Origin of the sequence: Microbulbifer sp. 2205BS26-8, assembly GCF_030731025.1 — a bacterium.
Classification (GTDB): domain Bacteria; phylum Pseudomonadota; class Gammaproteobacteria; order Pseudomonadales; family Cellvibrionaceae; genus Microbulbifer; species Microbulbifer spongiae.
Genome location: NZ_JAVAMR010000045.1, coordinates 1 through 22,425 on the forward strand (window position 1 = coordinate 1; position 22,425 = coordinate 22,425).

The 22,425-nt window shown below is 57.6% G+C and carries 22 protein-coding genes; 15 read left to right on the forward strand and 7 right to left on the reverse strand.

Features of this window, described 5'->3' with window-relative positions; genetic code table 11:
• The 7 genes from Q5Y71_RS13305 to dnaA all read right to left on the reverse strand — a co-directional run.
• Positions 1-241 (reverse strand): hypothetical protein (locus Q5Y71_RS13305; protein WP_371877059.1); only part of this gene is annotated, 241 nt, incomplete at its 3' end.
• Positions 242-289: 48 nt separating this feature from the next.
• Positions 290-481: an AAA family ATPase gene (locus Q5Y71_RS13310; protein ID WP_306042611.1), complete on the reverse strand. Its 192-nt coding sequence runs from the start codon at positions 479-481 to the stop codon at positions 290-292.
• Positions 468-707, reverse strand: coding sequence for a hypothetical protein (locus tag Q5Y71_RS13315; protein ID WP_306042612.1), 240 nt, complete (start codon positions 705-707; stop codon positions 468-470). Before Q5Y71_RS13315 ends, Q5Y71_RS13310 begins: the two co-directional genes overlap by 14 nt.
• 950 nt (positions 708-1,657) lie before the next feature.
• Complete coding sequence (gene gyrB, locus Q5Y71_RS13320) at positions 1,658-4,078, reverse strand: DNA topoisomerase (ATP-hydrolyzing) subunit B (RefSeq protein WP_306042613.1); 2,421 nt, start codon at positions 4,076-4,078, stop codon at positions 1,658-1,660.
• Between the two features lie 18 nt (positions 4,079-4,096).
• The gene (recF, locus tag Q5Y71_RS13325) at positions 4,097-5,203 is read right to left on the reverse strand and encodes a DNA replication/repair protein RecF (protein WP_306042614.1); all 1,107 of its coding nucleotides are present in this window, start codon (positions 5,201-5,203) and stop codon (positions 4,097-4,099) included.
• Positions 5,204-5,335: 132 nt separating this feature from the next.
• Positions 5,336-6,442, reverse strand: a complete 1,107-nt coding sequence (gene dnaN / locus Q5Y71_RS13330) for a DNA polymerase III subunit beta (RefSeq protein WP_306042615.1) — start codon at positions 6,440-6,442, stop codon at positions 5,336-5,338.
• 33 nt (positions 6,443-6,475) lie between these two features.
• A complete protein-coding gene (dnaA, locus tag Q5Y71_RS13335; RefSeq protein ID WP_306042616.1) occupies positions 6,476-8,092 on the reverse strand; it encodes a chromosomal replication initiator protein DnaA in 1,617 nt (538 codons plus the stop codon).
• A 480-nt stretch (positions 8,093-8,572) separates the two neighbouring features.
• On the opposite strand from dnaA, the gene rpmH reads away from it, so the two are divergent.
• The 15 genes from rpmH (at position 8,573) to atpA (ending at position 22,378) form a co-directional block, all read left to right on the forward strand.
• Entirely contained in the window at positions 8,573-8,707 is a 135-nt protein-coding gene (rpmH, locus tag Q5Y71_RS13340; protein WP_299946282.1) for a 50S ribosomal protein L34, read from the forward strand.
• Between the two features lie 32 nt (positions 8,708-8,739).
• On the forward strand, positions 8,740-9,126 hold the full coding sequence (rnpA, locus tag Q5Y71_RS13345; protein WP_306042617.1) for a ribonuclease P protein component: 387 nt from the start codon (positions 8,740-8,742) through the stop codon (positions 9,124-9,126).
• Complete coding sequence (gene yidD / locus Q5Y71_RS13350) at positions 9,123-9,353, forward strand: membrane protein insertion efficiency factor YidD (RefSeq protein ID WP_301415690.1); 231 nt, start codon at positions 9,123-9,125, stop codon at positions 9,351-9,353. The genes rnpA and yidD overlap by 4 nt, the downstream gene beginning before the upstream one ends.
• Before the next feature lie 8 nt (positions 9,354-9,361).
• Positions 9,362-11,029 carry a membrane protein insertase YidC gene (gene yidC, locus Q5Y71_RS13355; RefSeq protein WP_306042618.1) on the forward strand — a complete coding sequence of 556 codons (1,668 nt, stop codon included), beginning with the start codon at positions 9,362-9,364 and terminating at the stop codon, positions 11,027-11,029.
• Between the two features lie 76 nt (positions 11,030-11,105).
• Entirely contained in the window at positions 11,106-12,482 is a 1,377-nt protein-coding gene (gene mnmE / locus Q5Y71_RS13360; RefSeq protein ID WP_306042619.1) for a tRNA uridine-5-carboxymethylaminomethyl(34) synthesis GTPase MnmE, read from the forward strand.
• 963 nt (positions 12,483-13,445) lie between these two features.
• On the forward strand, positions 13,446-15,335 hold the full coding sequence (gene mnmG, locus Q5Y71_RS13365) for a tRNA uridine-5-carboxymethylaminomethyl(34) synthesis enzyme MnmG (protein WP_306042620.1): 1,890 nt from the start codon (positions 13,446-13,448) through the stop codon (positions 15,333-15,335).
• Between the two features lie 75 nt (positions 15,336-15,410).
• Entirely contained in the window at positions 15,411-16,040 is a 630-nt protein-coding gene (gene rsmG, locus Q5Y71_RS13370; protein WP_306042621.1) for a 16S rRNA (guanine(527)-N(7))-methyltransferase RsmG, read from the forward strand.
• 111 nt (positions 16,041-16,151) lie between these two features.
• The gene (locus Q5Y71_RS13375) at positions 16,152-16,955 is read left to right on the forward strand and encodes a ParA family protein (RefSeq protein WP_306042623.1); all 804 of its coding nucleotides are present in this window, start codon (positions 16,152-16,154) and stop codon (positions 16,953-16,955) included.
• A 12-nt stretch (positions 16,956-16,967) separates the two neighbouring features.
• Positions 16,968-17,864: a ParB/RepB/Spo0J family partition protein gene (locus Q5Y71_RS13380; RefSeq protein WP_306042625.1), complete on the forward strand. Its 897-nt coding sequence runs from the start codon at positions 16,968-16,970 to the stop codon at positions 17,862-17,864.
• Between the two features lie 202 nt (positions 17,865-18,066).
• Positions 18,067-18,429 (forward strand): ATP synthase subunit I, encoded by a 363-nt coding sequence (locus Q5Y71_RS13385; protein WP_306042626.1) that lies wholly within the window; start codon positions 18,067-18,069, stop codon positions 18,427-18,429.
• Between the two features lie 45 nt (positions 18,430-18,474).
• On the forward strand, positions 18,475-19,401 hold the full coding sequence (gene atpB / locus Q5Y71_RS13390) for a F0F1 ATP synthase subunit A (RefSeq protein ID WP_306042627.1): 927 nt from the start codon (positions 18,475-18,477) through the stop codon (positions 19,399-19,401).
• Between the two features lie 65 nt (positions 19,402-19,466).
• Positions 19,467-19,712 (forward strand): F0F1 ATP synthase subunit C, encoded by a 246-nt coding sequence (atpE, locus tag Q5Y71_RS13395; RefSeq protein WP_020413895.1) that lies wholly within the window; start codon positions 19,467-19,469, stop codon positions 19,710-19,712.
• 52 nt (positions 19,713-19,764) lie between these two features.
• Complete coding sequence (locus Q5Y71_RS13400) at positions 19,765-20,235, forward strand: F0F1 ATP synthase subunit B (protein WP_301415681.1); 471 nt, start codon at positions 19,765-19,767, stop codon at positions 20,233-20,235.
• A 12-nt stretch (positions 20,236-20,247) separates the two neighbouring features.
• Entirely contained in the window at positions 20,248-20,784 is a 537-nt protein-coding gene (locus Q5Y71_RS13405; protein WP_301415680.1) for a F0F1 ATP synthase subunit delta, read from the forward strand.
• Between the two features lie 49 nt (positions 20,785-20,833).
• Positions 20,834-22,378: a F0F1 ATP synthase subunit alpha gene (gene atpA / locus Q5Y71_RS13410; protein ID WP_306042628.1), complete on the forward strand. Its 1,545-nt coding sequence runs from the start codon at positions 20,834-20,836 to the stop codon at positions 22,376-22,378.
• Positions 22,379-22,425: the final 47 nt, after the last annotated feature.

Consider the following 22,425-nt stretch of genomic DNA (forward strand, 5'->3'; position numbering starts at 1 on the left):
GCAAATCAACAAAGATGAGGGCATGGTTGGCCGTCATTGCAGCATCGAACAACATATCCATGGTTCTCTTATAACGGGATATGATCTTGTCTACCGGCACAGGGTGACCGCCTTTTTTCACTCGGTCAGCTACACGGGCCACGTTCTTTTTTGGGTCGTTAATTCCAACAAACAAAAGCATGACATCAAAGCCGTCCGCTTTCGCCTGCACCATGTATTCGATCTTGCTCGGGTGACTCATCACCGACTCGAAGGAGTGACTTGTTTTTGTCTGGCGGAGATTATTACGCTAGGATTCAGCTATCTTCTGGGCCTTCTTTACTCTTTCGAGGTCACTCCCGTTGAGTCGCGCTGCGATCTCATCAGGATTTATATAAATTCCAAAGTCCAGCCCTTCGGACATCAGTTTATTCGTGAGCGTACTTTTGCCTGATCCGTTTGGTCCGGCAATCAAAATCATCCTTGGCTTACTCTCCGCCATCTTTAGTCTCTCCCTGGACTACCCGTTCTTCAGTTCCATCTGGCAATTTCTTGGTAATAACTGTCCGACCTTGTTCGTCTTCGCTCACGACCTCACAGCCAGCATCCAGCGATTCCTGGCGGGCCTCTTGTCCAGCCTTTCGGGCTATATCGGCAATCTCAGCCGTCGATACTTCGCTGAAATCTCTGAGTTTGAACTCTTCCTTTTTTGAAGGCGTCTTAGCCATAATTGACCTCCATCATTTTCTCTATCTCTAATCTTACCCGCATGGAAAACCCGTCGCCAGAGATTGTTACGCGGTGTATTCCCTCAAATTAGAAGGCACTTCTGACCCGTGGGTACTCCATCCTCAATATAGGCTGCTCACCAGTGACTATCGAAAGCTACGAAACCACAAAATATGAGTCTACGGCTCTATTGTAAGTACCCTCACCCACAATAAGTCGTAGCTCTTCCTTGCTGGCAGGACATGCAAATTCGTCGTTGGCTTCAATACAATTGCTTTGCAGCCAATCTCGGCTAATGAACCCATTACGCGTTGGACATGCCATGATCCCTGAGCCTCCAATTTCCCTGGGCCCAGCTATAAGCAGCTATTGACTGTAGGGTACGGAGAAACTCTCGCTCTTCCCCCGCGGGGCGCTCTCGCCCCCGACCAAACTGATCCTGAATAATCACAATGCGTAGTGGTTTGCTAGATTGCTCTGCGAGAAGCGCCTCCTGGCAACCCTTCTTGATGACATGATAGTTATCGCCGCTTATCTCGATTAGACAGTACATGAGCGACCCGCCCACGGACCTTCATCGTAAAGCTCTATCGCATCCATTTCTAACTGTGACGATTGGCTAATGCGGTATAAAAGCTTTGGATGTAAGTCGCTGGTACCGGCACCATAACAACCGATTGCTGTCCAGACTTAGCATTGAACCAAACAGAAAGATAGAGCCCCCTCTCAAGAAAGGCTCGATATATCGATCATATTGCTTTGGAAGGACTTGTTCATATTTTTGTACAAACCATCGATTTCCTCCCGCCCATTTTAAAAACAGTGCAACTGTGATCTCGTTCAGATTTTTTTCTTAGCAGATCCAGTCCCAGTCGACGAATTATGAGACGTGCGTTCACGATCGTGGGATCCCATTTCCCGAATTTAGGGATCCCACATTCAAACAGCACTAAACATCCAAATTCTCTACCGCCAGAGCATTAGTCTCGATAAAGTCCCGGCGCGGCTCCACCTGGTCGCCCATCAGTGTGGTAAAAATCTGGTCGGCGGCAATGGCGTCTTCCACGGTAACCTGCAGCATACGGCGGCTCTCTGGGTCCATAGTGGTCTCCCACAGCTGTTCCGGATTCATCTCCCCCAGTCCCTTGTAGCGCTGGATACCGTAACCGCGGCGGCTCTCATTCATCAGCCAGTCCATCACTTCCGGGAAGCTATCCACCGCATGCTGTTTTTCACCGCGCTGGATAAAGGCGCCCTCTTCCAACAGACCCACCATTTTCTCACCCAGGACACAGATAGAGGCGTACTCCGCGGAATCGAAGAACTCATGACTGACCTTATAGTCATCTCCAACGCCGTGGGCCACCACATGGATATGGGGCAAGAACAAGCCGCGTTCGGTATTCTCGTAGACATGCACCTCGTGGCGGCGGCTGCCGCCACTGTCTTCATCCGCAAGCCTTTCCTGTAGCTGCCCGCACCAGGACGCCATGGTTTCCCGGGACTGCAGATCTTCATGGGTAATACTGGGCAGGTAAATCATGTTGCGCAGCACTTCTTCCGGGTAGAGGCGCGACAGGCGTTCCACCGTGGCCTGTACACTGCGGTATTCCCCCACCAGGCTCTCCAGGGACTGGCCAGACAACCCGGGGGCTTGCGGGTTCACGTACAGCGTGGCCCCTTCCAGGGCGGCGTTGGTGAGGAACTGGATTAAAGCGGCCTCATCCTTCAGGTACTGCTCCTGCTTGCCCTTGGAAACCTTGTATAAAGGCGGCTGGGCAATATAGATATGCCCGCGCTCGATCAGCTCCGGCATCTGGCGGAAGAAAAAGGTGAGCAGCAGTGTGCGAATATGCGCTCCATCCACATCCGCATCGGTCATAATGATGATGCTGTGGTAGCGCAGTTTGTCCGGATTGAACTCACTTTTACCGATACCACAACCCAACGCGGTGATCAGGGTACCCACCTCAGCGCTGGAGAGCATCTTGTCGAAACGCGCTTTTTCCACGTTGAGGATCTTGCCCTTGAGTGGCAGGATCGCCTGGGTACGGCGATCGCGGCCCTGCTTGGCGGAGCCGCCGGCAGAGTCTCCCTCCACCAGGTAAATTTCAGATAATGCCGGGTCCTTTTGCTGGCAATCGGCCAGTTTGCCGGGCAGGCCGGCAATATCCAGGGCGCCCTTGCGGCGGGTCATCTCACGGGCCTTGCGCGCCGCTTCGCGGGCTTTGGCCGCATCGATCATCTTGGTGACAACAGACTTGGCCTCCTGCGGGTTCTCCAGCAAATAGTCGTTAAAATGCTGGCCCATCTCCTGCTCGACCGCGGGCTTCACTTCGGAGGAGACCAGCTTGTCTTTGGTCTGGGAGGAGAATTTGGGGTCTGGCACCTTCACAGAAATAATGGCGGTAAGACCTTCGCGGGCATCGTCACCGGTGGTGTTCACCTTGTCCTTCTTGCCCAGGCCTTCCCTTTCGATATAACTGTTCAGGCCGCGGGTGAGGGCGGCCCGAAATCCCGCCAGGTGGGTTCCGCCGTCGCGCTGGGGAATATTGTTGGTGTAGCAGAAAATGCTTTCCTGGAAGCTGTCATTCCATTGCAGGGCCACTTCCACGGCAATGCCGTCTTCCCGCTGGCTATGGAAATGCAGGACCTTGTTGATCGGCGTTTTGTTCTGATTAAGAAATGCCACAAAGGCACTCAGCCCTCCCTCATACTCGTAGACCTCCTCTTTGCCACTGCGCTCATCCTTCAGCACGATACGTACACCGGAGTTCAAAAAAGACAACTCCCGCAGGTGCTTGGCCAGCACATCGAAGTGAAACTCGATATTGCTGAAAGTGTTCGCAGAGGGCTTGAAATGCACAGTGGTGCCGGTGCTGTCACTCTCGCCGACAACCCCCAGCGGTGCCTGGGGCACACCCTGGTGGTAAGTCTGCTCGTAGATTCTGCCGGCGCGGCGGATGGTGAGCTTCAGCTCTTCCGACAGGGCATTCACCACCGAGACACCCACGCCATGCAGGCCACCGGAGACCTTGTAAGTGTTGTCATCGAACTTTCCGCCGGCGTGCAGCACGGTCATAATAACCTCTGCAGCGGAAACGCCCTCTTCCGGGTGAATTTCCGTGGGGATACCGCGTCCGTTATCGGCAACCGAGATGGATTCATCGGGGTGAATGGTTATGCGGATCTCATCACAGTGCCCGGCCAGCGCTTCATCGATGGAGTTATCGACCACCTCGAAGACCATATGATGCAGGCCTGTGCCGTCATCGGTATCGCCGATATACATACCGGGGCGCTTGCGCACCGCATCCAGGCCTTTGAGTACCTTGATACTGCTAGAGTCATAGCTTTGCTGCTCTGACATTGATTCGCTCCATTCAACTTATAGTGCGGCCGATGGTTCGGCACTGATATTCCCATGTTCCACGTGGAACACTCTTGGATGATTCCAGGGGGCCTCAAGTCGCTGCCATGGCCGGATTGTCGTGCTCTCTTCAATCCCGGTTACAAGAACCTGGCTGGCGCTACGGCTGATCCAGTGGGCAAATACCTGCTGGTTGGTTTCATCCAACTCTGCCGGCAGGTCATCCACCAGGAATACCGGCTGTGTTCGGTGACGACTCACAAGCTCCGCCATGGCTGTGCGCACAGCACAGACCAGCATCTTCTGCTGACCGCGGGATAAAATATTCTGCGCGGGCTCACCGGCCAGAGTGAACCGAACATCTGCCCTGTGCGGGCCAATGCGTGTATGCCCCAGGGAAACATCCCCTTCGCGGGACTCCTGCAGGGCTGTACACAGATCGGTCTCCTTTCGCCACCCGCGCCGATAACCTATTTCCACAGGACCCGGCAGCCCTCCGGGCAGCTCACACAAGAGCGCCGACACCGCAGATTGAAATTCCTGGAAGCGCCCCTCTCGTAGGATATTCACCCGCTCGCCACTGTGCGCCAGCTGCTCTTCCCAGACAGTAATGGCATCCACAGCGATTTTACCACGACGCAAGAGCGCGTTTCGCTGCCGCAGTGCAATTTGATAGTTTTTCCACTCCCGGGCAAACATTGGTTCCACGTGGAACACTGTCCAATCCAGCAGGCGACGACGTACGCCAGGTCCGCCATCCAGAACATCAAAACTGTTACTGTTAATCAGCTGTAGGGGAAGGCAGCTGGCCAGTTGGGAACTGGACTCGGCAGGCCTCTGATTGATTCTCGCCCGTCCACTGCCGTCAGTGAGGCGTTCGATCCCCAGGCTGTAGCCTGTCTCCAGTTCAGCGAAAACCGTGAGCCCCCGGCTGCTGTGCTGAATAACAGAGCGGTGCTGACGGGAGCGAAAAGAGCGGCCGGTGGCGAGCATGTGCACCGCTTCCAGTAAAGAGGTCTTGCCTGCGCCATTGGGGCCGCAAAACAAGTTTACCTTCGAATCCAGCATCAGTTCGGCATGCTGGATATTGCGGAAACCGGCTACCAGCAGGCGGGTCAGCGCCATTGGCGCCTTCCCATAAGGGGCACCGGGTATACCCTGAACCGGGGGCTACCAGGTAGTACAGCAGGAACCGCCGCATCAATCATCGCAGCAGTTTCAGTATTGTCAGGACAAACAACGACACCGGTGCTCCCACTACAAACGCATCGGCATAATCACATAGAGGGTGTCACCCTCCTCAGGCTGCTGTAGCAGTGCACTGCTGTTGGCATCCGCCAGGCTGATACGGATCTGATCACTGTGTATGGCACTGGTGACATCCAGCAGGTAGGACACATTAAAGCCTATCTCCAGCGGCTCCCCCACGTAGTCCACTTCTAGCTGCTCTTCTGCCTCCTCCTGTTCCGGATTATTCGCCACAATCTGCAACAGGCCCTCTGCGAGCTGCAGGCGGACACCGCGGTATTTCTCGTTGGACAGAATGGCAGCGCGGGAAAAAGCCTGCCGCAGTTCCTGGCGATCCGCGTAAACCACATTGCCGGTATCCCGGGGCAACACCCGTTCGTAATCCGGAAACTTGCCATCCACCAGCTTCGAAGTAAAGGTGAACTGGCCGCAGGCCACGCGGATATGGTTGTTCCCCAGGACCACCTGCGCCAGCACCTCGCTGTCTTCCAGCAAACGGCCCAGCTCCAGCACTCCCTTGCGCGGTACAATCGCCTGAACCGGCGCAGAAACATTGAGCCCAGGCGCATCCCGGTCACACAGCGCCAGGCGGTGGCCATCAGTTGCAACCGCGCGCAGCTGCTGCGGACGGCACTCCAGCAGCAATCCGTTCAGGTAATAGCGCACATCCTGCTGAGCCATGGCAAAGCCGGTGGCTTCAATCAGCCAGTGGATCTCCCCCTGGGCAATCTCAAACTGGGTCTGAGCACTGGCTTCCTCCTGGTTGGGAAAGTCCGCTGCAGGCAGTGTGGACAGCTGAAAGCGGCTGCGCCCACTGCGCAACACCAGGCGCTCACCGTCACGCTCAAGATGCAGCTCGGCGCCATCCGGAAGCGAGCGACAGATATCCAGCAGCTTGCGCGCTGGCACTGTCAGCTCGCCTTCCAGTTCCACCTCTCCCACTGCCAGACGAGCGACAATTTCCACCTCCAGATCGGTCCCCGTCAGGGAGAGCTCCCGACCGCTCAATTGCAGTAATACATTGGCCAGGACCGGCAGGGTCTGGCGCTTTTCAACAACTCCGGCTACCAGTTGCAACGGCTTGAGTAGGGCGTCCCGGCTCACAGAGAATTTCATCGGTAATTCCGCCTCGTTTTGTCAGTTATTCAATTAAGTGGTCAAGGACCTTGTCAGCAACTTAACATCCTCGCGAATATCCGCGTCGGAGCTTTGCAGTTCGCGAATCTTGCGGCAGGCGTGTAACACGGTTGTATGATCCCGCCCGCCAAACGCATCGCCGATCTCCGGAAGGCTGTGATTGGTCAACTCCTTGGCAAGGGACATGGCGACCTGGCGCGGTCGCGCCACGGACCGACTGCGCCGCTTGGAGAGCAGATCCGCCACCTTAATCTTGTAATACTCCGCCACCACCCGCTGGATATTATCCACACTGACCAGTCGGTCTTGCAAAGCCAGCAGGTCTTTGAGTGCCTCGCGAACCAGTACATCATCAATAGGTCGCCCGGTAAACTGGGCATTGGCGATTACACGTCGCAGCGCGCCCTCAAGTTCACGCACATTGGAGCGGATGCGCTGGGCAATAAAGAAGGCCGAGTCGTGGGGCAGGTCCACACCGAATTGCTCCGCCTTCTTCATTAATATGGCAACCCGGGTTTCCAGCTCCGGCGGCTCCACCGCCACCGTAAGCCCCCAACCGAAGCGGGATTTCAACCGTTCCTCAAGACCATCGATCTCCTTGGGGTAGCGATCACAGGTGAGGATAATCTGCTGACCACCCTCCAGCAGTGCGTTAAACGTGTGAAAAAACTCCTCCTGGGAGCGTTCTTTTTTGGCAAAAAACTGGATATCGTCAATTAGCAGGGCATCTACCGAGCGATAGTAGCGCTTGAAATCGCTGATTGCATTGAGTTGCAGCGCTTTCACCATATCTGCCACGAAGCGCTCGGAGTGCAGATAGACCACCTTGGCATTTGGGTTGCGCTCCAACAGCGCATTGCCCACCGAATGCATCAGGTGCGTCTTGCCCAGACCCACACCGCCATAAATAAAGAGAGGATTGTAGGCGCCACCGGGATTCTCAGATATTTGCTGGGCCGCAGCCAACCCAAGCTGATTGGATTTGCCCTCCACAAAAGACTTGAAAGTAAAGTTACGATTGAGGGAACTGCCACTTTTGATGCCCACTTCCCCTTCCGCCTTTCGCGCCGGCGGCTCTGATGGTGCCGTAGCCGCCAGGGGGCTCCTGGCCGGGGAGGGGGGAGCAGAGTCACTCAATACATTTTCTTCAACCACTGCCTCGGCCTGCTGTGGGCGCGGGGTACTTCTGCCACGGCCCCCAAAGCCCTCCTGGGAAGGCTGAAAAGACGCCATAGCTGTCAACCGCCCGGTCGCTACCGCGGCCATTCCCGTGGAAGCCTCAGCAACCCGGTCTGTCTGCACAGCCTCTATGACTTCGGCAGGCGCCTGTACCGGGGCGGGATGTGGCGCAACACGGGTGCGCTGGAAACGGGCCGGGCGACGCGCTGTGATTTCTAGGGCCACCTGTAGCGGCTGAGCGGGGGAAAACTGATACACCAGTTCCCGGATACGACTCAGGAATTTATCGCCAACCCAGTCCAGCACAAATCGGTTCGGAGCAATCAGGCGCAACTCACCCTCCGCACACCCGGGGTTGACGCGCAACGGCCTGATCCAGGTGTTGAACTGTTGCGCTGGCAGCTCGTCCTGTAAGCAGCCCGCGCACTGCTTCCAAACGGATTCCGTCAAGAAAACCCCCAAAAACCCCAATACGGTAAGACCAAGGGATAACGGCAAAGCCAGGGCAAAAGGCGCCCGATGCCGTCAAACAAGATCGACGCAGTATAACTTTTCATCGCCGGGTTATCCACAAGAAAGACCGTCAGAGTAAAAAAACCCGCAGAGAAAAAGTCCGTATAATCAACCAGTTGCACAACAAATAAGCAGCCAATTGGCAACCACAAACAAACTTATCCACAAGAACCTGTGCATATCTTGGGGTCAATCAGTGGGCATCATGAGATACTCCAACTGCCTCAATGACTTGTTGCGGTGAGTGATAAAAAACTGGCAATTAATCCGCGGCCAGTGCGTTGCTTTCGGTGCTGGCTTTCTATACAATCCGCGACCTTCGCAGCGCGTAGCGCCGGCTCTTCTGTAACGGGTACTGGGCCAGATCCCGGGAAGTTCCCGAGAAATTTCGAACACAAAGTCTCAGGTAGTAAGACTATGAAACGCACATTTCAACCCAGCAACGTGAAGCGCAAACGTACGCACGGTTTCCGCGCGCGCATGGCAACCAAAAATGGCCGCAAAATTCTCGCCCGCCGCCGCGCCAAAGGCCGCAAAGTCCTGTCTGCATAAGACCGTTTCTCTTTAGCCTAGAGATCCCCCCCATGCAGCAGGCGCGCAGCGACTTCGGATTTGCCAAGGCGCTGCGCCTGCTCAACGCGGCGCAGTACCGCCAGGTATTCAACGAAACCCTCGTGCGCTCAGCGCATCCGCACCTGTTAATTCTCGCCCGTCCCAATGCACTGGAACACCCGCGTCTCGGCCTGGTGATCTCGAAGAAACATGTACGCAAGGCCACTGACCGCAATCAGATCAAGCGTATTAGCCGGGAGACTTTCCGCTTGCAGCAACACCAGCTGCCGGCGCTCGATACTGTAGTAATGGCCCGCCCCGGGGTCGCCAACCTGGACAAGGTCGCCCTGGCGAAGCTGCTCAACAAGCTCTGGTGCAAATTGGCCAAGCGCGCGCACCAGGCACAGCAAACGCCATGAAATGGGTGCTCATCAAGCTGATACATGCCTACCGCTACCTGGCCAGCCCCTGGGTCGGTAACCAGTGCCGCTTTTACCCCACCTGCTCCCGGTACTCCGAAGAGGCCATTGCGACGCATGGAGCCATAATAGGGGGTTATTTAACCGTGCGACGCCTTATAAAATGCCACCCCTGGCACCCTGGGGGATTGGACCCGGTCCCCCCCAGACACAATAACTCTGTTTAGGTAACAAGATGGATTGGCAACGCTATACGCTGATGGGGGGAATTGCTGCAGTTCTCCTGGCCCTGGCTTTCCAGTGGAATGCGTTCAAAGAACAGCATACCCCGGAGGTTGACCGCGAGACCATCGTGCACAGTCCGGGGCCGGTCGACAGCCAAATTGCGGGGGATAACAACGGCAGTGAAGATAGCGATGTGCCCCAGCTGCAGTCCCAGGCTCCGGCCACAACCGGCGTAGATGGCACTGAGCGGGAGCTGATTCAGGTTACCACCGACGTTTTCGACCTGCTCATCAATCCCCGCGGTGGCGATATCGTTAAAGTGGCCCTGCGCAAGTTCGAGCAGAAGCAGGGTACTCCCGACCAGCCGCTGATTCTGCTCAACCAGACCCGTTATCATACCTATATCGCGCAGAGTGGCCTTATCGGTCAGAATGGTACCGACAGCGCAGCTGGTCGGCCATTATTCAAGATGGCCAAAAACAATTACGCCCTGGCTGAGGGGCAAGAGGCCCTGATTGTCGACCTGACCCTGCAACAGGAAGGGGCCAATATCACCAAGCGCTTTACTTTCAAGCGCGGCGACTACCTGATCCAGGTCGCCTACCTAGTGGATAACACCAGCGACAAGCCTTGGTCAGCCGCTATGTTCGGCCAGATCAAACGCGATAGCAGTGAGCCTCCCACGGACATGGGCTTCGGCATGTCTCCCTTCCTCGGTGCGGCCCTGCGCACCCCGGAGGAAAACTACTTCAAACAGGATTTTGAAGAAATCGCAGAAAAACCCACCCGCGAAACCATTGAGGGCGGCTGGGTGGCCATGGTACAGCACTACTTCCTCAGCGCCTGGATTCCGCCCCAGGATGCGCGCAACACTTTCGAGCTGAAGGAGCTGTCCGATGGGCTGTTCCGCATGGGCTTTACTGCGCCACAGGTACAGATTCCCGCTGCCACACAGGGGGAGCTGAGCGCCTCTTTCTATGCGGGCCCCAAGGACGTGTACCGCCTGGAGAAGATCTCCCCCTACCTGGATCTGACCGTGGACTACGGCTGGCTCTGGTGGATTGCCAAACCGCTGTTCCGGGTACTGCATTTTATCCAGGCGCATATTGTCAGCAACTGGGGCTGGGCGATCATCCTGCTCACCGTCTTCATCAAAACCCTGTTGCTGCCCCTGTCTGCGGCGGGCACCAAGTCCATGGCGCGCATGCGCAAATTCGCTCCACAGATGAAAAAGCTGCAGGAGCAATACAAGGACAACCGACAGAAGCTGGCGGAGGAGACCATGAAGCTCTACCGTCGCGAAAAGATCAACCCCATGGGCGGTTGTCTGCCGATCCTGCTGCAAATGCCGGTTTTTATCGCCCTCTACTGGATGCTGACTGAAACCGTGGAGCTGCGCCATGCCCCCTGGATTTTCTGGATTCACGACCTGTCGGCAAAAGATCCCTACTTTATCCTGCCGGTCCTGATGGGCGCCTCCATGTGGTTTATGCAGAAACTGAACCCGGCCCCCGCCGACCCCACCCAGGCGCGCATTATGCAGCTGATGCCGGTGATGATGACCATTTTCTTCCTGTGGTTTCCAGCGGGACTGGTACTCTACTGGATCGCCAATAACCTGATCACCATCGCGCAGACCTGGTACATCAACAAGCAGGTGGATGCCGGTAAGACTTAATGTGTGTGAGTGCACACTTACTCACTGAGGACCACGGATGCGGCCCAGTGTCCCTACCGTCAGGTAAACTCAGCCGATGATGCAGCAAAACCCCAACCGAGGCACCATCGCCGCAGTTGCCACCGCGCCCGGGCGCGGTGGCATCGGCGTGATCCGCCTATCGGGCAGCAGCGCCCGGGGCATAGCCATGCAAATCTGTGGTGATCGCCCGCTCCAACCACGCCAGGCCCACTACCGCACCTTTTCCCACGGAGAACAATTGATCGACCAGGGCATCGCTCTGTACTTCCCCGGTCCCAACTCCTTTACGGGGGAGGATGTGGTGGAACTGCAGGGCCACGGCGGCCCGGTTATCCTCGACCAGCTCCTGCAGGCCACCATCGCACTCGGGGCGCGCCAGGCACGTCCCGGTGAATTCTCCGAGCGCGCCTTCATCAATGACAAAATCGACCTGACCCAGGCGGAGGCCATCGCCGACCTGATCGAAGCGGGCAGTGCCCAGGCCGCACGCAACGCCCTGCAATCCCTGCAGGGGGCCTTTTCCTCAAAGGTCGCAGACCTGGTGGAAAGCCTCACCCAACTGCGCATCTATGTGGAAGCGGCCATCGACTTTCCGGAGGAGGAAATCGACTTTCTCGCAGACGGCAAGGTGGCAGCGGATATCGAGACACTGCTGTCACAACTCACTGCTGTGACAGCCCAGGCGCGCCAGGGGGCCATCATGCGAGAGGGTATGCGCGTTGCCATTGCCGGGCCTCCCAATGCCGGCAAATCCAGCCTGCTCAATGCCCTGGCCGGACGCGATGTCTCCATCGTCACCGATATCGCCGGCACCACCCGGGATATTCTGCGCGAACAAATTCACATTGAGGGAATGCCTGTGCAATTTGCCGATACCGCCGGGATGCGCGACGCCCCGGACAAGGTGGAGCAGATCGGCATAGAGCGCGCCTGGAAAGAGATCCACCAGGCCGATCGGATTTTACTGGTCATGGATGCAGCACAGCTCCACTCCCTGAATCCCCTCGATGCCTGGCCGGCATTTACCAGCCAACTTCCGGAACCCGACCGACTCACGCTGGTAATGAATAAAATTGATCTCACCGATTACACCGCCGGATTACAGTCCCGCACCGAGGGCGTACCGGTATTGGCGGTCAGCGCCAAAACCGGCGCGGGACTGGATGCGCTCAAGGAACACTTAAAACAGAGTATTGGCTTTAGCGGCGCGGCTGAGGGCTGCTTCAGCGCGCGCAGACGCCACCTGGAAGCTCTGTCCCGCGCACAGGATTTTATCCAACAGGGCGCTTTGCAGCTGCACAGTAGCGGCGCCGGCGAACTGCTCGCCGAAGACCTGCGCCAGGCCCAGCAGGCACTTGGTGAAATCACCGGCGCTGTCAGTGCAGATGCCCTGCTGGGCAAGATTTTTGCCAACTTCTGCATCGGAAAATAACAGCACACACAGCTGTTTAACCTCAGCACATCGCCAGCATTACCCCGCCCCGGGTTATTGCCCCTTCAACACACTTTTTACACCGGTTATACACAGATTTTTCCCAGACCTACTCCCATTTGGGCAACGCCATTGCCGATTTCTGCCTTTGTGAATGACCTTTCATCCCCGCTTCACACTCTATTTACAGCACCTCGAAAGATTTTCCCTGTACAAACCTGTTTATTGACACGGGGAACATGCAGGGACAAGAGACCAGTGTGTATTCCACGGAAAAATCACAAGAATTTCGCAGTGCTATACACAGAGTTATCCACCGCTGAAACATATCCACGGGTTATTGCCAAATTATGCTCAGAAATACCCACAAGCTGTGGTTGGGAAACGATCACTGTGGACAATATCGGGGATAACCACCCGGAAACTGTGGTATTCGTTTGAGGATAATTTTGCCTGAGGTTCAGGCAGTCAAAAGTTATCCCGGGTTTCCACAGCGTCATACCCCGGTTATCCCCCCGTCTACCAAGGGGTTATTCGCCTAGTTTTGCGCCTCTTATACTATTGATTTATCTGTTTTTTCTGGAGTTATACCGGATTCTGGCAGCCCCAATAAAAACAACAATATCTAAATACTCTCTTTATAAGGGATATCCATTCTTATTTATCTAAAATCCGGTATACCCATTCAAAATGCTTTTGAAACTGCATTGGCACACTCCCGAATCATGGGGAGGGGGCTGCTCAGCAACCGAACTGGGGGACACTACAACCCGGATCTGTAGCCACACAGACTACGCACGGCAATCACTGTGAAATTCAGCTGTTGGTCCAGCCCTACCGAATAGCGATCCTCTGAAAGAGGGAATGACATTGGCGGCAATCTGCCGGACGCGAATTGCTGGGGGCGCGAACTGTCTATAAAATGTGCGCCCCAGTTTGTAACCATGAGCAGCAAGAGCCAGTATGGATTACCCCAAGACCTATGACGTGATCGTGATCGGCGGAGGTCACGCCGGCACTGAGGCCTCCCTCGCAGCCGCGCGCATGGGGGCCTCCACGCTGCTTTTGACCCACAATATCGAAACCCTAGGGCAAATGTCCTGCAACCCCGCTATTGGCGGCATCGGCAAGAGCCATCTGGTCAAAGAGGTGGATGCCCTCGACGGCGCCATGGCCCGGGCCACTGACTTGGGGGGGATTCAGTTTCGGGTCCTCAATGCGCGCAAGGGCCCCGCTGTGCGCGCCACCCGTGCACAGGCGGACCGGGCCCTGTACCGAGCCGCGATTCGATCGTTCCTGGAGCGCCAGGAACACCTGGAGATTTTCCAGCAGGCTGCCGATGACCTGATTGTCGAAGGGGAGCGGGTGGTGGGCGTTGTCACCAATGCCGGCATACGCTTGCGCGCAAGCGCTGTGGTGCTGACAGCCGGCACCTTCCTGGATGGGCGTATCCATATCGGTCAGGACAACCATCGCGGTGGTCGCGCCGGTGATCCGCCTTCTCTGGCTTTGGCAGCGCGGTTGCGCGAGCTGCCCTTTCGCGTCGACCGCCTGAAAACCGGCACTCCGCCCCGTATCGATGCGCGCTCTGTGAATTTCCGTGCTCTGGAGGAACAGTGGGGAGACAGCCCTACTCCGGTGATGTCCTATCTGGGCAGCCGTGAGGCGCACCCGCGTCAGGTCTGCTGCTGGATCACCCACACCAATGCCCGTACCCATGCAATTATCCAGAGCGGTTTGCACCGCTCGCCCATGTACTCTGGGGCAATCGAGGGTGTGGGGCCGCGCTACTGCCCGTCCATTGAGGACAAGGTGCATCGCTTTGCCGACAAGGACAGCCACCAGGTGTTTATCGAGCCGGAGGGGCTGACCACCAATGAACTGTACCCCAACGGTATTTCCACCAGTCTGCCCTTCGATGTGCAAGTCGAACTGGTGCACTCCATTAAAGGGTTTGAGACTGCGCATATCACCCGCCCGGGTTATGCCATCGAATACGATTTTTTCGATCCCCGCGACCTGCTGCCATCCCTGCAGAGCAAGCGGCTTGGGGGGCTCTACCTCGCTGGCCAGATCAACGGTACCACCGGTTACGAAGAGGCCGCCGCCCAGGGGCTGTTGGCCGGTGCCAATGCCGCCCTGCAGGCCCTTGAGCGCGAAGCCTGGTCACCGCGCCGGGACGAGGCCTACCTGGGGGTACTGGTAGACGACCTGATCACCAGCGGCACCAGGGAGCCCTACCGCATGTTTACCAGTCGCGCTGAATACCGCCTGCTACTGCGAGAGGACAATGCCGACCTGCGCCTGACCGAGAAAGGCCGCGCGCTGGGCCTGGTGGGGGACGTGCGCTGGCGTGCGTTTTGCGAAAAGCAGGAGGCCATCGCCCGCGAGACCCAGCGCCTGCAAGACACCTGGGTGCACCCAAAGACCCCACAGGCTGCAGCGGTGGAATCCAAGTTGCCCCGGCCCCTGGCGCGGGAGTACAGCTTGATGGAGCTGATGCGCCGCCCGGAACTGGGCTACACGGATGTGGCCAGCTTGAAAGGTGCGCCGGTAGCGGATCAGCAGGTTGCCGAGCAGGTGGAAATTTCGGCTAAGTACGCCGGCTATATCGATCGCCAGCGCGAGGAAATTGAGCGACTGCAGGCCTATGAAGACACACCCATTCCGCAGGATTTTGACTACAGCGCTATTTCCGGCCTCTCCATTGAGGTCAGGCAAAAGCTCGGTGAAACCCGGCCGGATACGCTGGCACGGGCCTCCCGGATTCCGGGGGTAACCCCCGCGTCCATCTCACTGCTGCTGATCCAGCTGAAAAAACGCGGACTGCTCACCCGCAACAGGCCAGGCTGAGCGCTGATCCACAGGGCACGCACCCTGCTGGGGAAAAATCGCAGGATAACCGGGGGTATACCTATTTATCGGCAAATGGAACAATTTCGCCCGCGCCTGCTGCAGGCTGCGGCGCAGATGTCAGTGACACTGAGCGAGCACCAGCAGGACCAACTGCTTCGGTATCTCGCGCTCTTTGCGCGCTGGAACAGCGCTTACAATCTGTCGGCGATTCGCGATCCGGCGCAGATGCTTGAGCGCCATATTATCGACAGCCTCAGTATCGTGAACCTCTGTGGCACAGGCTCCCTGATCGATGTGGGCAGCGGTGGTGGCCTGCCCGGCGTCCCACTCGCCATTGTGTATCCCACTCGGCCGATCACGCTGCTCGACAGCAATGGCAAGAAGGCCCGCTTCCTGTTTCAGGTGGCGAACAGTCTGTCGCTGCACAATGTACAGGTGGTCAATGAGCGGGCCGAGAAGTTGAGCGTGGCGCAGCCCTTCGCCGGGGTGGTGTCCAGGGCTTTTGCCTCTATGGCCGATATGGTGGATTGCAGCGCCCATCTACTGGCCTTAGGGGGGCGCTTTTACGCCATGAAGGGCAGGCTGCCCGAGGATGAGTTGAGTGCGCTCCCAAAAGGCATTATGGTCGAACAGGTGCACCGCTTGTCAGTGCCCGGGTGTACTGCAGAGCGCCACTTGATCCTGCTGAGCCGCACAGGGTAAGCAAACACCCACAGGGGCCCTCTCCGGCCTGAACACGCCCTGCGGGGGAATCCAACAGCCGTTGACGTCACTGGTGACCGGCGTCCGCGGAAACAACAAAGGACGGGAACCTTGAGCAAGATATTTGCGGTAGCCAACCAGAAAGGTGGGGTCGGCAAGACCACGACCTGCGTCAACCTGGCCGCATCTTTGGTTGCCAACAAACGGCAGGTATTGCTGATAGACCTGGACCCCCAGGGCAATGCCACCATGGGCAGCGGTGTGGACAAAAATGATCTGGAGGTATCGGGCTATGACGTGCTCGTGCAAGGGCTGCCGGCAGAGCGGGCCATTGTGTCTACCGCGAGTGGTTTTGACCTGATCCCCGGCAATGGGGACCTCTCTGCCGCCGAGGTGGAACTGCTCAGCCTGGAGGGGCGGGAATCCCGGCTGCGCCAGGCCCTGTGCGGTGTGGCCGATCGCTATGACCATGTGATTATCGATTGTCCACCCTCGCTGAATATGCTCACCGTGAATGCCCTCTGCGCCGCCCAGGGCGTGTTGATTCCCATGCAGTGTGAGTACTATGCACTGGAGGGATTGTCGGCACTGATCGATACCATCACGCAGATCCAGCAAGCGGCCAATCCGGATCTCAAGATCGAGGGCATACTGCGCACCATGTACGATCCGCGCAGCAGCCTCACCACTGAGGTCTCCATGCAGTTGCAGGAATATTTTGGCGAGCGTTTGTATCGTACCTGCATCCCGCGCAATGTGCGCCTCGCGGAGGCCCCCAGTTTCGGCAAGCCCGCCCTGGAGCATGACCGTCATTCCAAGGGCGCTATCGCCTACCTGGCCCTGGCCTGCGAAATCACTCGCCGCCAGAGCGATCACTCACCCAACAAAGGCCGCCCAATGGCGGAAGTGGTATAAGGGGTAATAACTATGTCCGCCAAACGCAAGGGCCTGGGCCGGGGTCTATCGCACCTGATCAGTAACCGGGCCGGTGATGCGATCGCCGTGGCCACTGGCGATGGCACCAGTGAGGTAGCAGACGGAGAACTGAAAGAGCTGCCCATCGAGTTCCTGCAGCGCGGACGCTACCAGCCGCGCCGGGATTTCCCGCAGGAATCCCTGCAGGAGCTGGCCGATTCGATCCGCGCCCAGGGCATTATGCAGCCCATCGTGGTGCGTGCGACCGGCGCGCAGCGCTATGAAATTATCGCCGGCGAACGCCGCTGGCGCGCCGCCCAGCTCGCCGGCCTGGAAAAAGTGCCCGCGCTGCTGCGCGATGTCTCGGATGAGGCCGCCATCGCCATGGCGCTGATTGAAAACATTCAGCGCGAGGATCTGAACCCGGTGGAAGAGGCGGCGGCACTAAAGCGCCTGCAGGACGAGTTCAAGCTGACCCAGCAGCAGGTGGCCGATGCGGTGGGCAAGTCGCGCTCGGCGGTGACCAACCTGTTGCGCCTTCTGAGCCTCAGCGAAGAGGTGCGCACCTTTCTCGAGCGCGGCGATCTGGAACTGGGCCATGCCAAAGCCCTGCTGGGCCTCTCTGGCGCCACCCAGCGCTGCGCCGCGCGCCAGGTGGTGGAGCGCAGCCTCACGGTGCGCCAGGCCGAAGCACTGGTGCGCCGCCTGCAGCAGCCACAGACCCCGGCGCCGGAAAAAAGCCCGCCCGATGCGAATATCCGCCGTCTGAGCGAACGTCTGGCGGAGAAAGTGGGTGTGCCGGTCTCGATCAATCACAACGACAAAGGCAGCGGCCGGCTCGTGCTCAGATACACCACCCTGGAGGAACTGGATGGAATCCTCGCCCACCTGGGCTACGCCGAGGATTGAAGCCTGGGAAAATGTGCGCCGACCTGGCGTACAGACCATTTGTATGTAATTACTCACTTCTATGTGCAATTCCATGCAAAATCGCTAGAAAATCAAATAAGTTGGCGACATTTGCCGGTTGAATCGCGGCGGCGGTTGCTCCTATAATTCGCTCGCCCAAATTTTGGGCGGACAGCGCAGAAACAGTCGGCTCATCCCGTCTATGACGAAACCCCCGGTATTGCGAATCGCCGCGGTGCAGCTCCTGCTGGTATCGCTGGCCGGTGGGGTATTGCACTTGAGTGGCAAACCCGTGACAGCGCTCTCTGTGTTGATCGGCGGTGTCCTGTGCGCGCTGCCCGGCGCCTATTTTGGCTGGTATGCCTTTCGCGACAGGGGCGCGCGTGCGGCCCAGCAGGTGGTAGGGAACTTCTACCGCGGGCAAGCCGGCAAATTTGTATTGACCCTGGCGGGGTTTGCAGCGGTGTTTGCCACCGTCAAGCCGTTGAATGCGGCGGCACTGTTTATCAGCTACGGCCTCTGTGTGATCGTGCAGTGGTGGTTGGCGGCGCGCATGACGCGCTAGCCGGAACAGAAAAAGAATTGTTACTTTTACGATTGTTGAGGAACTATGGCAGGCGAAGCTCAAAGCGCGACCGCGTATATCCAACACCACCTGCAGAACATGACCTACGGCAAGTTGCCGGCCGGCTATACCCGTGCAGACGGCACTGTGCTCAATGAGCCGACCTGGACCATGGCGCACTCCTCCCAGGAGGCCGCGGATATGGGCTTTTGGGCTCTGCATATGGACACCCTGGGCTGGTCTGTGGGGCTCGGTCTGGTATTTTGTTTCCTGTTTGCCCGTGCTGCAAAAAAAGCGAGTGTGGACAAACCCACCGGCTTCCAGAGTTTTGTGGAGCTTGTCACCGAGTTTGTTGACAAGCTGGTACGGGAAACCTTTCCACATCGCAACAGCATGGTAGCACCCATGGCCCTGACCATCTTTGTGTGGGTGTTCCTGATGAACCTCATGGATCTGGTACCGGTGGACTGGCTGCCACAACTGGCCGCCAAGGTCTCCGGCAATGAGCACCTCTTCTTCAAGGTGGTGCCCACCACAGACCCCAATGCCACCCTGGGCATGGCACTGGCAGTATTTGTGCTGATGATTTTCTTCAGTATCCGCGAAAAGGGCGCGCTGGGCTTTATCAAGGAATTGACCCTGCACCCCTTCCACACCGGCAAATGGTTCTTCGATATCCTGTTGATCCCGGTGAACTTCCTGCTCGAAGCGGTTTCCCTGATTGCCAAGCCGATCTCCCTGGGCCTGCGTCTGTTCGGCAACCTGTATGCCGGCGAGATGATCTTTATCCTGATTGCGCTTGTTTTCGGTGTGGGCGTACTCGGCTTTATAGGTGCGGGCCTGATGCATATGGGCTGGGCCATTTTCCACGTACTGGTAATCACCCTGCAGGCGTTTGTATTTATGGTATTGAGCACCGTGTATATGGCGATGGCGCACCACCGCGACGATGAACACGAGCACGACCAATAAATTGATACAGAGAACCCTTTACCCAACCTTTACAACAACTCTTTGACTTTGATTTGGAGAACACAATGGAAGCATTAGGTCTGGTTTATATCGCAAGCGCACTGCTGATTGGTCTGGGCGCGCTGGGTACCGCGATCGGTTTCGGCACCCTGGGTGGCAAGCTGCTGGAGGGTTCCGCTCGCCAGCCGGAACAGGCCCCGGCCCTGCAGGGCAAAATGTTCCTGATGGCCGGTCTGCTGGATGCGGTTCCCATGATCGGGGTTGGTATCGCCATGTACCTGATCTTCGCCGTTGCGCCTGGTTTGGTTTAATTACACCGTTCCATTTGCCCTTAACCCCTTTCAAAGAGCAAGAGGTGTCGGTGTGAATATCACAGCAACTCTAATCGGCCAGTCGATCACATTCCTGTTTTTCATCTGGTTCTGCTGGAAGTTTGTCTGGCCGCCGCTTTTGGGCGTGATGAAAGAGCGCGAGCAGAAGATTGCCCATGGTCTCGCAGATGCCGAGCACGCGCAGAAAGACCTGAAACTGGCCAAGCGCAAGGCGGCCGAGCAGCTGAAGGAAGCCAAGGATCAGGCCGGCGAGATTATCGAGGGTGCCAACAGGCGCGCCAGCCAGATTATCGACGAGGCCAAGCAGGCCGCCCTGGCTGAGGGCGACCGCCTGAAGGTCGCGGCCAAGGCGGAGATTGAGCAGGAAGTGAACCGCGCCAAAGAACAACTGCGCAGCCGCGTGGCAGCCTTGTCTGTCCTGGGGGCGGAGAAGATTCTCGCGGTCAATATCGATGCCAGGGCGCAAAACGACCTGATCGATAAACTGGCAGCTGAGCTGTAAGCGAGGAACCCCATGGCGGAACTCAGCACCCTGGCCCGGCCCTACGCCAAAGCGGCATTCAGCTATGCGCAGCAGGCCTCCGACCTCAGCGGTTGGAGCGCTGCACTGGAAACCGCGGCGCTGGTCAGCCAGAGCGAAAAAGTGCGTGAGCTGCTGGACAATCCCCAGCTCACCAGCGAAGAGCGGGCAGAGACTTTCCTGTCGATCTGTTCAGATGCACTCGGTGCCCACGGAAGCAACTTCATCCGGTTGCTGGCGGAGAACCACCGCCTGCAACTGCTGCCGGAAATTTTCCAGCTGTTCGAAGCGCTGAAAGCGCAGGCCGAAGCCACTCTCGAGGTGGAAGTTGTCTCAGCAACGCCCCTGAACGACGCGCAGGCGCAGGTGCTGAGCGAGAAACTCAGCCGGAAGTTTGAACGCGAGATACATCTGCACTGTTCGGTGGACGAGAACCTGCTGGGCGGCGCGATCATCCGTGCCGGTGACACAGTCATCGATGGCACCGTACGCGGCCGTCTGGCCAAGCTCGCCGAGGCGATGAACTCCTAAATTACTTTCCCCGCTGGCCGCTGTCACCGGGGGACTTGAGGAACAGAGCATGCAGCAACTGAATCCCTCTGAGATCAGTGAAATCATCAAAAGCCGCATCGAAAAACTCGATGTGCGCACTGAAGCCCAGAACGAGGGCACCATTGTTTCCGTTTCCGACGGCATTATCCGCATCCACGGCCTGGCCGATGTGATGTACGGGGAAATGATCGAGTTCGAGGGCGGCGTATACGGTATGGCGCTGAACCTGGAGCGCGACTCCGTGGGTGCGGTCATCCTGGGTGATTACAAGGCCCTGGCAGAAGGTCAGAAGTGCCGTTGCACCGGCCGCATCCTGGAAACCCCGGTCGGCCCGGAGCTGCTCGGACGCGTTGTGGACGCACTGGGCAATCCCATCGACGGCAAGGGCCCGCTGAACAACAAACTCACTGACGCAGTGGAGAAGGTAGCACCCGGTGTGATTGCCCGCCAATCGGTGGACCAACCGGTGCAGACCGGCCTGAAAGCGGTGGATACCATGATCCCAATCGGCCGCGGCCAGCGCGAGCTGATTATCGGTGACCGCCAGATCGGTAAGACTGCGGTGGCTATCGACGCCATCATCAACCAGAGAGGCACCGGTGTTAAGTGTATCTACGTAGCCGTAGGCCAGAAGCAGTCTTCCATTGCCAATGTGGTGCGCGTGCTTGAAGAACACGGTGCCATAGAGCACACCATCGTGGTTGCCGCCGGCGCTGCCGATCCGGCTGCGATGCAGTTCCTGGCCCCTTACGTGGGCTGTACCATGGGGGAATACTTCCGCGATCGCGGCGAGGATGCCCTGATCATTTACGATGACCTCACCAAGCAGGCCTGGGCCTACCGCCAGATCTCCCTGCTGCTGAAGCGTCCACCCGGCCGGGAGGCCTACCCCGGAGACGTTTTCTACTTGCACTCCCGCCTGCTGGAGCGCGCCGCGCGGGTCAACGCCGAGTACGTGGAGAAGTTCACCAACGGCGAAGTGAAAGGCAAGACCGGCTCACTGACCGCCCTGCCGATCATCGAGACCCAGGCCGGTGATGTCTCTGCGTTTGTCCCCACCAATGTGATTTCCATTACCGATGGCCAGATCTTCCTCGAGACCGATCTGTTCAACGCCGGTATCCGTCCTGCAATCAATCCGGGTATCTCCGTATCCCGCGTCGGTGGTGCCGCGCAGGCCAAGGTGATCAAGAAGTTGTCCGGAGGTATCCGAACAGCCCTGGCCCAGTACCGCGAACTGGCGGCCTTCTCCCAGTTTGCTTCCGATTTGGACGAGGCCACCAAGGCCCAGCTGGATCACGGTGAGCGCGTTACCGAGCTGATGAAGCAGAAACAGTATTCTCCGCTGTCTATTGCTGAAATGGCGGTATCTGTTTACGCCGCCGACAAAGGCTACCTGAAAGAAGTGGAAGTGGCCAAGGTGCTCGATTTCGAGGGGGCCCTGCTCGCTTACATGAACAGTGAACACGCGGAACTGATGGAGAAGGTGAACAGCACCGGTGACTACAACGACGAAATCGATATTGCTTTCAAAGCGGCCATCGAGAAATTTGTCGCCACCAGCAGCTGGTAAAGCACCCTCTGGAAAGCAGCGGCGAAGGGTCACAGCAGCCCTTCCCC